15 protein-coding genes and 1 pseudogene are annotated in these 13,214 nt (G+C 47.4%); 10 read left to right on the top strand and 6 right to left on the bottom strand.

What is annotated here, in order from left to right:
- Nucleotides 1-127 precede the first annotated feature (127 nt).
- The 3 genes from PSH76_RS24785 (at nucleotide 128) to PSH76_RS24775 (ending at nucleotide 1,475) form a co-directional block, all read left to right on the top strand.
- On the top strand, nucleotides 128-559 hold the full coding sequence (locus PSH76_RS24785; RefSeq protein ID WP_305493058.1) for a VOC family protein: 432 nt from the start codon (nucleotides 128-130) through the stop codon (nucleotides 557-559).
- A gap of 30 nt (nucleotides 560-589) precedes the next feature.
- Complete coding sequence (locus PSH76_RS24780; RefSeq protein WP_138763232.1) at nucleotides 590-964, top strand: cytochrome c family protein; 375 nt, start codon at nucleotides 590-592, stop codon at nucleotides 962-964.
- Nucleotides 965-1,211: 247 nt separating this feature from the next.
- Nucleotides 1,212-1,475 (top strand): hypothetical protein, encoded by a 264-nt coding sequence (locus PSH76_RS24775; RefSeq protein ID WP_370874611.1) that lies wholly within the window; start codon nucleotides 1,212-1,214, stop codon nucleotides 1,473-1,475.
- Between the two features lie 274 nt (nucleotides 1,476-1,749).
- Here PSH76_RS24775 and PSH76_RS24770 read toward each other — a convergent pair whose 3' ends face one another.
- Complete coding sequence (locus tag PSH76_RS24770) at nucleotides 1,750-2,121, bottom strand: PH domain-containing protein (protein WP_014719840.1); 372 nt, start codon at nucleotides 2,119-2,121, stop codon at nucleotides 1,750-1,752.
- A 156-nt stretch (nucleotides 2,122-2,277) separates the two neighbouring features.
- On the opposite strand from PSH76_RS24770, the gene PSH76_RS24765 reads away from it, so the two are divergent.
- Complete coding sequence (locus PSH76_RS24765) at nucleotides 2,278-2,913, top strand: LysE family translocator (RefSeq protein ID WP_278917722.1); 636 nt, start codon at nucleotides 2,278-2,280, stop codon at nucleotides 2,911-2,913.
- Nucleotides 2,914-2,921: 8 nt separating this feature from the next.
- Here the strand turns inward: PSH76_RS24765 and PSH76_RS24760 are convergent, their stop codons facing one another.
- Nucleotides 2,922-3,614 (bottom strand): NBR1-Ig-like domain-containing protein, encoded by a 693-nt coding sequence (locus PSH76_RS24760; protein ID WP_305493057.1) that lies wholly within the window; start codon nucleotides 3,612-3,614, stop codon nucleotides 2,922-2,924.
- 229 nt (nucleotides 3,615-3,843) lie between these two features.
- Here PSH76_RS24760 and PSH76_RS24755 point away from each other — a divergent pair, with 229 nt between their 5' ends.
- Nucleotides 3,844-4,650, top strand: coding sequence for a 2OG-Fe(II) oxygenase family protein (locus PSH76_RS24755; RefSeq protein ID WP_305493056.1), 807 nt, complete (start codon nucleotides 3,844-3,846; stop codon nucleotides 4,648-4,650).
- A gap of 26 nt (nucleotides 4,651-4,676) precedes the next feature.
- Nucleotides 4,677-5,315 (top strand): LysE/ArgO family amino acid transporter, encoded by a 639-nt coding sequence (locus PSH76_RS24750; RefSeq protein WP_032895380.1) that lies wholly within the window; start codon nucleotides 4,677-4,679, stop codon nucleotides 5,313-5,315.
- Here the strand turns inward: PSH76_RS24750 and PSH76_RS24745 are convergent.
- Nucleotides 5,286-5,615: a hypothetical protein gene (locus PSH76_RS24745; RefSeq protein ID WP_034133612.1), complete on the bottom strand. Its 330-nt coding sequence runs from the start codon at nucleotides 5,613-5,615 to the stop codon at nucleotides 5,286-5,288. The genes PSH76_RS24750 and PSH76_RS24745 overlap by 30 nt on opposite strands.
- A 222-nt stretch (nucleotides 5,616-5,837) precedes the next feature.
- On the opposite strand from PSH76_RS24745, the gene PSH76_RS24740 reads away from it, so the two are divergent.
- The 3 genes from PSH76_RS24740 to PSH76_RS24730 all read left to right on the top strand — a co-directional run bounded on the left by PSH76_RS24740 (nucleotide 5,838) and on the right by PSH76_RS24730 (nucleotide 9,781).
- Nucleotides 5,838-7,157: a tyrosine-type recombinase/integrase gene (locus tag PSH76_RS24740; RefSeq protein ID WP_028624202.1), complete on the top strand. Its 1,320-nt coding sequence runs from the start codon at nucleotides 5,838-5,840 to the stop codon at nucleotides 7,155-7,157.
- A gap of 291 nt (nucleotides 7,158-7,448) precedes the next feature.
- Nucleotides 7,449-7,823, top strand: coding sequence for a plasmid mobilization relaxosome protein MobC (gene mobC / locus PSH76_RS24735; RefSeq protein WP_033050921.1), 375 nt, complete (start codon nucleotides 7,449-7,451; stop codon nucleotides 7,821-7,823).
- An 11-nt stretch (nucleotides 7,824-7,834) separates the two neighbouring features.
- Nucleotides 7,835-9,781 carry a relaxase/mobilization nuclease domain-containing protein gene (locus tag PSH76_RS24730; RefSeq protein WP_161781308.1) on the top strand — a complete coding sequence of 649 codons (1,947 nt, stop codon included), beginning with the start codon at nucleotides 7,835-7,837 and terminating at the stop codon, nucleotides 9,779-9,781.
- Nucleotides 9,782-9,796: 15 nt separating this feature from the next.
- Here PSH76_RS24730 and PSH76_RS24725 read toward each other — a convergent pair whose 3' ends face one another.
- Both PSH76_RS24725 and PSH76_RS24720 read right to left on the bottom strand, forming a co-directional pair.
- Entirely contained in the window at nucleotides 9,797-10,021 is a 225-nt protein-coding gene (locus PSH76_RS24725) for a hypothetical protein (protein ID WP_143129380.1), read from the bottom strand.
- A gap of 400 nt (nucleotides 10,022-10,421) precedes the next feature.
- Nucleotides 10,422-10,859, bottom strand: a complete 438-nt coding sequence (locus PSH76_RS24720; protein ID WP_305493055.1) for a hypothetical protein — start codon at nucleotides 10,857-10,859, stop codon at nucleotides 10,422-10,424.
- An 82-nt stretch (nucleotides 10,860-10,941) separates the two neighbouring features.
- Here PSH76_RS24720 and PSH76_RS24715 point away from each other — a divergent pair.
- A pseudogene (locus PSH76_RS24715) lies at nucleotides 10,942-11,919 on the top strand (IS5 family transposase).
- Nucleotides 11,920-12,053: 134 nt separating this feature from the next.
- Here the strand turns inward: PSH76_RS24715 and PSH76_RS24710 are convergent.
- Nucleotides 12,054-13,196, bottom strand: coding sequence for a replication endonuclease (locus PSH76_RS24710; protein ID WP_305493054.1), 1,143 nt, complete (start codon nucleotides 13,194-13,196; stop codon nucleotides 12,054-12,056).
- Nucleotides 13,197-13,214 lie beyond the last annotated feature (18 nt).

Raw genomic sequence — 13,214 nt, 5'->3', positions numbered from 1 at the left:
GAGTGGAAGGTGGCCGGATAGGTTCGATTGGATGTTTTTTAATCGATGGGTGGTCGTTTGGCCGCTTGTGAGCCATGGGCACCACAATCCGTTAAGGTGAACGCCACCCTGCCGCCCAAGGAATGCCATGTTTAACCGTAACCCGCTCGTGCCGGAACTGATCGTCACCCGCCTCAGCGCCAGCCTGGCGTTCTGGGTCGAACAGTTAGGTTTCGCCATTGCCTATCAGCGCGCAGAAGAAGGCTTTGCCTACCTCGACCTGCACGGCGCGCACATCATGCTCGAACAATACGACCCCGATGCCGGCCAGTGGCTCACCGCACCGTTGCAGTCACCGTTCGGGCGCGGCATCAACCTGCAAATCGATGTGCCCGCCGTGACGCCCATTCTGCAACGCCTGGCGCAACTCGGCTGGCCATTGTTCCGCGATGTAGAAGACGCCTGGTACCGAGCCGGTGACGTGGAGGCCGGGCAACGCCAGTTTATCGTGCAAGACCCGGACGGTTATCTGGTCCGCCTGGTGCAGCGGCTGGGGGAAAGGCCGGTCGAACAGGCATAATCGACGGCAACAGCCGATAGGGAGACCTGAATGAAGTATGTGTTATTGACCCTCGCCCTCACCGTTATCGCTGCCCCCGCGCTCGCTGCGGGCGACGCCGAGGCGGGCGGCAAACTCTTCACCAAGACTTGCGGCGGCTGCCACAGCATCGGTGAAGGCGCGCGGGGCGGTTTTGGCCCGGAACTGAACGGCATCATTGGCCGGCCTGCCGGTACCACCACGGACTACCAGTACTCGGATGCGATGAAAAATTCGGGCGTGGTGTGGACGCGGGAAAAACTGGCGGCCTACATTGAAGACCCGAAGGCGGTGGTCAGTGGCACGCGGATGATCTTCTGGGGGATCAGTGACCAGGAGAAAATTGAAAATATCCTGGCGTACTTAGCGACATTCCAGCCCAAGTGAGGCGCCCAGGCTGACACGCATCACCGCGCTCTGTCCTCTGTAGGAGCGAGCTTGCTCGCGAAAAGCTCACAGGCGTCGCATTCATTCAGGAAGCACGCGTCATCGTTGACGTTTTTCGCGAGCAAGCTCGATCCTACAAAAAAGCACAGTGTGAGCCTTAGCTTGCATCCAAAGCCTACACACAAGTAGGACCGTTCTGATTTGCGCCTGACCTCACCATTATCGGCAAAGCGTTTGCTACGTTCGTGTGAAAAATACGCTGGTTTTAGAAGGTCATATGACGCTGGTTAAGGGCGTGGTGTTTGTCGTCGGGGTGGTTTTAGTGGCGCTCGGAGTGTTTAACGGTTTGGTGGTGGCCGTGTCTGCGTATTTTGGGCCGTTTTACCAAGGGGATGCGGATCAGAGCAGGAATTTTGGGTTTTGGTTGGTTGGGAATGGGGTTGTGGTTTTGGGAGCGGCGTTGAGCGGGGCGGTTTGGTATGGCAGGCGTTTGAGTCGGGGGCGGGAATGATGGTGTACTTCGACGGGGTTGAGGGGCGACTTAAAATTAGGCGAGCTGCCCGGCTGTGCGACGCTGAACCTGTGGCGAGGGAGCTTGCTCCCGTGACGGCCTGACAGCGGGCGTTGGTCTAGCTGACGCGCTGCGATCCAAATGTGGGAGCTGGCTTGCCTGCGAAGACGGCCTGACAGCTGACACAGTTATACCGAGTACATATCCATTCCTGAGGTAACGGCCACCTAGGGTTCCGCCCCAACGGTGGCTCACTTTTGAACAGCGATGTGGATCAACTCAGCAGATGCTTGGAAATCAGCCGGGAGATTTCCACGATCGAGGTCTTGCCGGTGAATTCGAATTTCACCTTCCCCAACGAAGAAAAGTAAATCTCCAACTCCGAATCCAGATCAAACGTCCCTGAAGTTTCCACCGAGTACGCCACGATGTTCTTGTACGGCAATGAAGTGAAGTCCTTCTTGCTGCCGGTAATCCCCTGCACATTCACCGCGATGATGCGCTTGGTGGTGAACACGACGCCGTCGCGCATGGCTTTGTACGCGTCGACCACTTCTTCGCCGTCCAGCAGCAGGGCCGCTACGCGTTCGGCGTATTCGTTGTTTTGCTTGAGTTTGAAGAAGCCTTTGTTGTTGAAGTCGATCATGTGCCTGTCCTGGGTAAGTGGTGGTGCCGGTGTATGACGTTTTACTTGCGGATCTGTATCTAACGCCTGGGCCTGCAAGCCCCTAGCATGACGCTCAACACGACCGCGTCGGCGAAGGATTTCACGCTGGCAGCCTAAAAAACCAGGAGCCAATCCATGCCTGATATGTCCAGCTTGCTCGCCTACGGCCTGATTTCACTCGGCATGGTACTGACACCCGGGCCGAATATGATTTACCTGATTTCCCGCTCCATCTGCCAGGGGCGCACGGCCGGGTTGATTTCCCTGGGCGGCGTGGCGCTGGGGTTTGTGGTGTATATGGTGTGTGCGGCGCTGGGTATCACGGCGTTGGTGATGGCGGTGCCGTTTGCCTACGACGCGCTGCGGGTCGGCGGGGCGCTGTATCTGGTGTACCTGGCCTGGCAGGCGGTCAAGCCGGGTGGGCGCTCGCCATTCCAGGTGCGCGACTTGCCCAAGGACAGCCCGCGCAAGTTGGTGACCATGGGCTTGGTCACCAATCTGCTCAATCCCAAAGTGGCGGTGATGTATTTGTCGTTGCTGCCGCAGTTCATCGAGCCGAATGGGCATGGCAGTGTGCTGATGCAATCCCTGGCGCTGGGCTCCCTGCAGATTGTTATCAGTGTGAGCGTCAACGCGGTGATTGCCTGCATGGCGGGTTCCATCGCGGTGTTCTTCGTCACCCGGCCAGGTTGGCAGGTGCTGCAGCGCTGGCTGATGGGGTCGGTGTTGATGGGCTTGGCGGTGCGGATGGCGGTGGAAGGGCGGCGCTAAATCTGCTTTCAGCGTGCCATGACGTTGACGATCACATGCAGGATGAATGCAGGCCCGTAGCAGGGGCGCCCGTGTTCATCTTCGATACGCCAGATCGAGGTGACCGTACAGGTCTCCCGCGGCGCTCCAAACTCCACCGTGATATGCACCGGCTGCCCAGGCAGGGTTTCGGCGATCGGCACCTCGCTGTCAAGGCTGCGCAGGTGGCTGTCCATCACCACTTCCAGGGGCGCGCCTGTAGCCGTTCGACGGGCGATGACGTATTCACCGTCTACTCGTACCAATCGTCGACCGCGCCAGGCGCGGGTGCCGACATTCTGGATCTCCCAGGTTTTCTGAAATGTTTCGCCTGGCAACACGACGGTCTGGTCGGGGGTGGTGACATCGGCGTTGAATACCACAACGTCGCCAGGATGATGCAGGCCGATGGCTCGGTTGGTGGTTGCCATTGAATGGGCATCGACCGGCGAGCCGGACAAATCGGCGAAGTAGCGGAACAGCATTAAGGGGGATACCTGCAGCGCCTTGGCCAATTTGATCAAGGTGCGTACCGACGGATCTTTTGAAATACCACCCGCCAATCCGTACAGATAGGTTCGTGAAATACCGGCTTCCTTAGCCAGGGTTGTCATGGACTTTCCCAGTTCCCGACTGCGTCGTATGACCAGTGCCTGGAGGGTGTCGCGGGTTTTGATGCTCATGTCCGTATGTGATCCCAATCCTTGAAAAAAAGTCGTCAACTTGTTCGCCAAAAAGGACAACTTGCTCGCCGTCGCGTGTATTGAACCGTGCACACTCGCAACCTGCTAGCGACGTTGTGAAGGACATGGATCAGTCCCTTTCTGTTTGACTATATCCAGTGTCGCGGTTTCTCGCATGCTTGCGAACCTGGTGTGTTGCATTCCTTTACAACTATCTTTGGATATAGCTATGTCTCAATTTAAAGCATGCTGCGAATCCATAGCCCGATCAGGCTTTGGCATCCTGCAAATTCCTGATGCGATGTTGCAGGACTACAAAAAGATCATTGATGGGTATTCGGCCATTCCCCAGGCCATCAAGGATGAATTTTCCTTTGCCCAGGACACGGATGGGTTTTTCCCTTTTGGCGCCGAGTACTCCCTTGCCGAGGATCACCCGGACCTGTGCGAGCGGTTTTGTTACTGGCCCTCGCACGCTTCAAAAAGAACCGCTTTCGAATTCACTCGAAGTACTTTCGTTGCCGCAGTCGGCAGTTATGAGCGACAGATGAGCGAGTTGGCCCAGGGAGTGATGGATGGCATTTGCGCGGAGTTTGGCGTTCAAACCTTGGCCCCCTTTCGCTCGGCATCGTACATCCAGTTGTGTGTCTATGGTCCACAGGCCAAAGACAATTCTCGTAAATATGCCCAGGACCCTCATGAAGACGGGCATATGCTTTCGTTTATCAAGCCTACCCGCGAAGGGCTGGTTTTGATGAAAGGACGATCGTTGGAGCCGGTACGCCTTCTGGAGAATGAGGTCGCGGTGCTGGCGGGCTCCTTGCTGACAGAACTTTCTGATCATGCCGTGCCTGCCGCCTACCATGCTGTACTTGCACCCAGCAAACCGGTTGCCAGAAGCTCATTGATCTACTTTGCAAACCCCAATCCGGATCAGTTGCTAACGACCTTTTACCGCCAGAAACCCATTGATCTGGGCAGTACTGTGAATGCTCGTCATACCGGTTTCGGTAATCAACCGATTCAACTGCGCTAAATAGTCCTGGAGGGCTCGAACAGTCCATGTTTCCTCACTTCAATGCCCTTTACCTCGAAGGTTTGCTCTTGGGTATCGGACTGTTCGCCGCCCCTGGCCCGAAAGACACCTTGGTGATCCGCCAAGGTGTCGGTCGCGGGCCGATCTGGGGCGTTGTCGCTATTTGCGTCTTGGCCGATATTCTCCTGATCGCTTTCGGGGTCACGGGTTTAGGTTCGTTGTTGGGAAGTCGGCCTGAGGTGATGGCACTATTGCTGTTGTCCGGCGCGGCCTATCTGCTTTGGTTTGGTGGCCAACGTCTGTTGGCTTGTATCCGGGATCAGTCCATGCCGGATGCTCAAGGCGGCAACTCGCAAAGAGGGCTGTTGCGCTCGGCGGTCATACTCGGCTTTGCCAACCCTTACGCCTGGCTCGATACCGTGGTGCTGATTGGTTCCATCGGTGCCACGAAACCTGCGGGCCAACAGGCGCTGTTCGCGACAGGCGCCATGACGGCATCACTCGTGTGGTTCGTGGTGTTGGCGCTGTGCTGTCAGCGATTGACGGTATTGTTTCGCAAGCCTGCGGTCTGGCGCTGGCTGGATGCAGGGGTGGCGGTGTTGATGGTTTACCTGGCCGTTATGCTGATCAATGATTCATTGCACATCTTTCAGATAGCCCTTTAGTACGGTCAGCGGGCAGGTCAACTCATCAAGACGAGCGATGTTTTGCACATCGGTGGATAGCCTTTGCAATTCACGCCCGAGAACGCTGTCCGCTCCACCCAATGCAATCAACGCCTGGGTGATGCACTCATCGAGCTTCAACTGGATCTCGGCCAGGTTTCCCTGGCGCACTAACAACCCGAACACTTCGCGATCATAGCCCTCCATCACGGGATCATCGCGCAGCAATGGGCTGCCGTGGTCAGTCTCATGCACCAGCTTCAACGCGAACAACGCAACCGCTTCAAGCGTCAACTCCATGGTCCCGCTACCTCCACTGCCACGCCTGGCACTTTTTTGCAGGCGAAAAAAAAGACCTTGAATTTCAAGGTCTTTCTTTAAGATGGTGCCCCGAGGGAGACTCGAACTCCCTCAAAAACATCATAAGACCCAGCAATGCCGCGAGTTTAAAGGCTTTCAGTGGCTTTGGGTAGAAATTTTGGGTAGAATTTTGGGTAGAAATGACTAGCGAAGGCTTTTGCTATGACCGATTTTTTAGTCCTGAAATCCGGCACCTACTACGTCCGTCTGGACGTTCCAGAAGACGCACGGGAAGCCTTTTCCGGGCGTAAGGTTTTGACTAAAAGCCTCAAAACTGGCAATCGTTCGGAAGCCCATATTTTCAAACTACGATGGTTGCAGCAGTGGAAAACCGAAATCGAAAAAGCCCGTAGGGGTGAAATCGGCAATTTCCGTGATGATGTTCTTCAAATAGTTGAAAAGCATCAAAGGGCCATAAACCAAGATAAAATTAAGGGGAAACCCGCAAACAATGAAACAAAAATGGGTTTTGAAGTAATCCAATATACACAAGATAAGAAGTTAAGCATCGACCTTGTTAATGAAGCAATTGATATTGCAGCAGGTCGTTCGGACTACTCACCAAAAACCCCATTTTTCAAAAGTCGCCTTGATGGTTTCTATAACTATGAATTAAATCAACGAAAAGTAGACTTGAATACAGTTGATAGACATATAAAGAGAATTAAAGCACTTGATGCCTTTTTGAAAGCTGAGGACTTATTGCTGGATTATGAGGCAGTTGCTTCATTCTTGATTTCAAAAAATCTGGAATCGAAGACAAAGAAACAATATTTGTTTTCGTTTAATGCCTTCTATAATTTCTTGATTAAAAAAGAACCACCATTCAAAGAACGTTATCCAATCAATCCTTTCAAAAGTCATGAATTGAGCCAAGTTAGACGTGGAACACTCAAAAAAGATGAAAGACGTGCTTTTACGGCGGAAGAGGTTGAAACCTTGCATAGTAAAGCAGTTGAAAAAGGAAAGCGTCAATTAGCCGATTTGATTAAGATAGCGGCCTATACGGGAGCACGCATTGAAGAAATATGCCGTTTAAAAACATCGTCAGTTGTTAAAGAGGATGGTGTGGATTGTTTTCATATTACAGAAGGTAAAACACAAGCATCCGTTCGTTTTGTGCCAATTCATCCGGTTCTCATGGAAACGGTCAAACGGCTTGTTAGTTCATCGGACGATGGGTATTTGTTGAAGACAAGCAAAGGTGGGAAGTATGAAACCAAATCGAAAGGTTTAGGTAATCAATTTTCAATCTTCAAGACAGATTTAGGTTTTGATAAAAAATGTGTTTTCCATAGCATTCGCAAAACTGTAATCACTACATTAGAGCGTGCTGATGTTAAGAACCTTGTCATCATTTCGTTGGTTGGCCACAAAGCTGATGGACTGCTAAGAATGACTTTCGATAGATATTCGGAAGGCCCAACCCCAGCATCTAAAATGGATGCTGTTAAACACCTACAATATAAATTCTCAGTATAATTTTTTATTGTTGTCATCATTCATGAGGCTACCTAATTAGGTGGCCTTTTTAATGCCTGCTATACGTTGCTATACGTTGCTATACACTTTCATTCTTTGTTATCTGGCTTATTGAAAGCTATACAACTTGAAAACATTTTAATATATGTTAACTTGATATTAGTAGTTCGAAAACATTACAGGCGAGCAATGTAAATGTATAGCAAGTTCACTTCGTTCACTTACTAACATTTACGCTCGATTTTTCGCACTACGTTTGAAAAATGTATAGCAATCAATATGGAGGATTGTATGAGTGATAAAGAAAGAAAAAGTAATCAGTTAAATTTTAGACTTCCAAAAGATGATATTCAGCTACTCGAAACACAAAGAGCAGCATTAAAGATGACACAGGTAAAATTTATTTCCCATATTATAAATAATGGAATAAATGAAGTCATAGAAGTATGTAGTCCAAAGTTAAGAGAGGATATAGTCACCATTGAAAAAATATTCAGTCAGATTGGCAATAACCTTAATCAAATAGCAGCAGCGTTGAATTCAGGGAAGCAACCAAACCAAGACATTTTAGATGTTCTGAGCAAATTAGATAAGAACATGGGCGTATTGACAAATAGACTTGAAAGTTTGAAAAAGGAGAAAATAACAATCAAAGGCGATATATGATAAGGAAAAGATTGAGCACCCAGAAAAGCAGGTCAGGAGTATATAAGGCTTCTAAATACTTTCACAAAGATGAGGGATGTGTATTGTTCGAAAGCAACATCTACACACCTATGAACTCATCCAAAAGACAAATTGCGAATGCTATTGCAACATCCATCGAAAATGATGTTGCTGTTAGAACAAAGGGCAGAAAGCAATCAGTTAGAAGTCAGCACGATATGGTCAGCTTTCATACCAATGATAACGTTACCCCTGAACAAGCGAAGCAGATAGTAAAAGAACTCTATGAACAAACGCACAACCTTTCAAATAGAAAGTATGCGTTGGGTGTTCACATTGATACAGATGAGGTTCATGTTCATATTGTGTGGGCTTTAAAAGATTTTAATGGCAAGTGTTACAACGTCAGCAATGACTACCGTGTTATTGAAAGAGAATGTGAAAAGCTTGAACAAAAATACAATCTAATAGTTCCCGAAAATCGAATTTCAAGAGACATGGATGAACTCGACAAAATAAAAGAGCTAACACTGCAAGATAAGAAAGACATTATCAACAAGAAATACAAAGACAAGCATCCATCAACAAAAGAAAGAATGCTTGACGTTCGTGGCGTTATTTCTAACAAGAAACAAATGAAAGACGCTTTGAGTGATTTCCTTAACAATGCTTCCAGCCCATCCGACTTCATCAACCAGATAACCGAGAATGGTTTCAATGTCATTCACAATGGCAAATCATCTTTCTCCATTCAACATGAAGACCAGATATTCAAAGCATCCGAGCTTGGCCTATCTTACAAAACACTTAAAGCGAAACTAGGTGATGACACTGGCTTTGAGCAGACTTTAAAAAATAAGCACAACGTAAAGGAATACGAAAATTGTTCAATCGCTTCAACCGAAGCAGAACCCGACTACATGAAAAAGATTAAACCAAACTCAGTGCTTGCTACTAAGTTCAAGTTTATTCAGCATAGTGACAAGGTTGAATATTTCTATAATTCAGCCAGTAGCAAGAAATCATTCGAGTATTACAAAGACCCATCAAAAGTTTCATTCCATGATTTATCAAGACAGTCAGCAAAGGCTGGCATTCAAAGACTTGTTGCCGACGCCAAACCACCACAATCATTTACAGTGAATGGCCCTGATTACTTCAAGAAGAATGTATGGCTCGAATTTCAGCTAATGGGATTGGAAGCCAAAGGCTTCAAGCTTGAAGGCTACAAACCTACCCCAGCAGATTTAGACGAATTGAAGAAAATTCAGGAGCAATATGCTTCGATGAATAAGAAGGCCGATCCTAAACCGCAACCAGCACCAGAAGCCCCTACGGTGGCCGTAGAAGCACCTAAACCAGTTGAGCCTGTCATGCCTATACCTCTTCAAAAAGCTCCTGAGAAGCCACCAGAGCCTACAAAGCAGGTTGAACAAGAACAGGTAGCACCTACCAACGATGACTTGATTGATGACTTGATGAAAGAGTTTGAGCCATCCAACCCTACACCTGTCGCAGAAGCTCCTACAAAGGCCTTAGAGACACCTACACCAGTAGAGCCTGCCGTAGATGACATTTACGCACCGATGACACCGGAGCCGATTCCAGAGCCTGAAAACCATAAGATTGATGGCGACTATTCAACATATTCGAATGATGAAATTGTTGAAGAATTTGAATGGTTGCAACCGAGACTAACGAAAAGTTTATTTCCGGGCAACAGCACACGAGACATCGCGGGGCATAGAGAAATGGACAACATTCCAGACAATCGTAATGGCATAAAAACTGGAGAGGTTAAGCGTCAATATGAATTAAGACAGAAATTATATAATCTATTTGATGAAATTAAAGAAAGAGACCCGTCAGCCGCAAAACAGCTTGAACAAGCTTTTAAAGCACAGATGGCAAACAAAAGAGCGGTTACGTTTGACTTAAAACCACAGTTAACAAAATAGCCCTATCAGGGCTTTTTATTTGTCTTGGATTTGAAAGTTTCTAATTCCAACTTGTAGCGTTACATCTTTGTTGAACCCGTTAACTTTGCTTACATTTAAGTATTCTTTCATACAATCATTTATAAAGCGTGACAACGGAAATTTGTGAGTATTGGCAATTTCTCTAAATTGATTATGTGTTTCAGCGTCGAGTGTGATGGTGCAAACTTTAAGATTTGCTTTTGCTTTTGGTTTTTTCATTAGTGTCCCTTTCTTATTTATATATATTTATTAGAGCACAAATAAAAGCAAAGTCAAATAAATACATATTTTTCTTGACAAAATTCAGGCACAAAAAAACCAGCATTAGCTGGCTTTGTTATAAGTCCCTTATACATTCGTCTTGATATTCGTAAGGAACTCTACTTTGGTCTACCAGCACCTTGAATGTGTAATCTAATGGGTCAAAAATCAAATGACAAACACTTTTGTCATGTGCATTCTTAACATCTTTATATAAACCATAAAGACCTAGTTTTTTTGTATATTTTAAGATTTCTTTTCTTTTGCTAGTTACCCTTATTAGTTGCATGCTCATAATCTCCTGTTCTTGATAACAATATAACATGCGATTATAAATAATCAATAGATAAGTATTTATTTATTGCAACTCGGCAGCATCAAGCAATGCAGTATCAACAATTTTGTAATTTGCTTTTATATCAATCATTTCTTTTGTGCTCAAATCAATTATGTATTTACCTATTAGTCTTTTTCCGAAAACATCACCGAGCAGGTCATTCTTAAATACTTGTATTTTGCTGTATAGCCTCATTATTTTTAGGTTTCCATTTACAAATATAGAGAACCCAATGAAATCGTTCTTGTCCACAAATGCGAACGCCTTATCAATAACGTCATTCTTGCCTTTCAAGAATGATTTTCTTTTCAGCTCTCTCCACAATGAAAGCGTATTCTTAACGCCGAACATTGCATATCTACGCACAGACCACAGTGCTTGAACTGCTCTAACTTTTTTGTGATTTGAGATTTCCAACTTATCTACATTTAGGACGCCGCCTTTTAACTCGAATTCCAAATTGAATGACTTAGTTAGGGAAACTCTGAAAAAGACTTTCTGATTTGGCAAAATACCGCGACCCCACCCACCGAGTTTCCCGATGAAGCAGATGACCTTCGCCGACGCCGAGTACGCTGGCAAGCGCAAGCAAACCCGCAAGGAGTTGTTCCTGATCGAGATGGATCGGGTGGTGCCGTGGAAGGGCTTGATTGCTTTGATCGAGCCACATTATCCGAAAGGTGAAGGTGGCCGTCCGGCCTACCCGTTGATGGCGATGCTGCGTGTGCATCTGCTGCAGAACTGGTTCGGCTACAGCGATCCAGCGATGGAGGAAGCGCTGTACGAAACCACGATCCTGCGCCAGTTTGCCGGGCTGAACCTGGAGCGCATCCCCGACGAAACCACCATTCTCAACTTCCGCCGCTTGCTGGAGAAACACGAGCTGGCGGCCGGCATCCTCGCTGTCATCAATGGCTATCTGGGCGACCGCGGCCTGTCGCTGCGCCAGGGCACCATCGTCGATGCAACGCTGATCAATGCGCCCAGTTCGACCAAGAACAAGGACGGCAAGCGCGACCCGGAAATGCACCAGACCAAGAAGGGAAACCAGTATTATTTTGGCATGAAGGCCCACATCGGCGCCGATGACGAATCGGGTCTGGTGCACAGCGTAGTGGGCACGGCGGCCAATGTGGCGGATGTCACCCAGGTGGACAAATTGCTGCATGGCGACGAAAACGTGGTCTGCGCCGATGCAGGCTACACCGGTGTCGAAAAGCGGCCGAGCATGAAGGACGTGAAGTTATCTGGCAGGTGGCGGCACGCCGCAGCACCTACAAAAACTCGATAACGCAGCGTGCTGTACAAAGCCAAGCGCAAGATTGAAAAGGCCAAGGCTCAGGTGCGCGCCAAGGTCGAGCATCCGTTCCGGGTAATCAAGCGCCAGTTCGGTTACACCAAGGTGCGCTTTCGCGGCTTGGCCAAAAACACGGCGCAACTGGTGACACTGTTCGCTCTGTCGAACCTGTGGATGGCGCGCCGACATTTACTGACGAATGCAGGAGAGGTGCGCCTGTAATGCGGGAAATGGCCACCGGAGTGGGGTCCGGGTGGCGAAAACGTAAGAAATACTCGTCGAATTGATTGTTTTTTGATCATTTGGCGAGTTTAAAAGTTGCGCTAGGTGGTATGCCGGGGAAATACATGGCTACTTCAGACCATCCTTAGATACTTCATCACGTATGATGTTGCCTTGCTTTTCTTTGCGTCAATTTCTTCAATTCTTACGGCGTTTTCCGAGTGTCTAAAATGCTTGTTAATCAAGATTACTAATTCGTCATAATGTTTCTTATTAACATACATTAAAGCGTGCTTATGAAAGCACTGGTCTTTGTGAGGTTCGACTGCCCAGAAACCATTCATCTCAATCTTATGTCTATGGATGTCTTTTCTAAAAGCATTCCATAAGCCTTTCAAGTAATCATTGCTATCCTTTGGGGTTGAACCGTCCCAAGAACTAACGCCTTTCGACGGCTTTGGATGAAATCTTGCCGGAGCGGTAAAAGTTATGAAAAGAGGCTTATAGTTAAGTTGTTTGGCATAGGCGTCCAACGATGAGACTTGGATAAATATCTCAGCAAATCTTTGCTTTTCAGTGCTTGCTACTTTCCATAGTGGGATTTTCTTGTTGTTTTCATTAACAAGAGATTTCTTCATTATGTAATCAAGCTGGCTGGCTTCGTCAGCTTCTCTATTGCGAACAACTTCATCACTACAAATCTCAAATGCTCGACCGGAACCAATCAAACCTGAGTGCAGCTTTAAAAGTTCGCTTCTTTGTTTTTGTATTCTTTTTATTTGTGATTTAAGTCTTTTCTCATCAGCAATGTTGATGAGCTTGTCTTTTATAGTTGACCCTTTAATGTCCTTTATTTTGATACCATAACCGATATCCCAATCATTCTTTATGCGTGAAAAAATACTCTCGCCGGAGTCATCGTTGTCGAGGTTTCTCTGCTTTATTATTAGTTGCTCTTGAATTCTCTCGAAAACAAACGTGATATTTTTGACGATTTCGTCCAAATCGCCAGCTAGAATGTATTTATGTCGTATCTTCCAGCATCTATATTCACTGCAAGTGGCAACCCAAGTGAATTTATTTTTGAGGTTTCTTATTTCTTTGGCTATGTTTTCACGCTTTCTTTTTGATGAGTTATTTAACTTATTTTCAAGACATTCCTTTGCAATCATCTTTTTTTCGATGGCTCGCTCAAAAAAATACTGCCTTTCACATTCTGCAAAGAAAAATTCAGGAGTAAGATTTTTAAGGATTATGCGTTGTGGAATAAATATCATGAAAGTTATTATTGTTCG

The organism is Pseudomonas sp. FP215, from assembly GCF_030687795.1.
GTDB classification, from domain to species: domain Bacteria; phylum Pseudomonadota; class Gammaproteobacteria; order Pseudomonadales; family Pseudomonadaceae; genus Aquipseudomonas; species Aquipseudomonas salmasensis.
The sequence above is the reverse complement of the archived record's forward strand: the minus strand, read 5'-3'. Positions and strand labels throughout refer to the sequence as shown.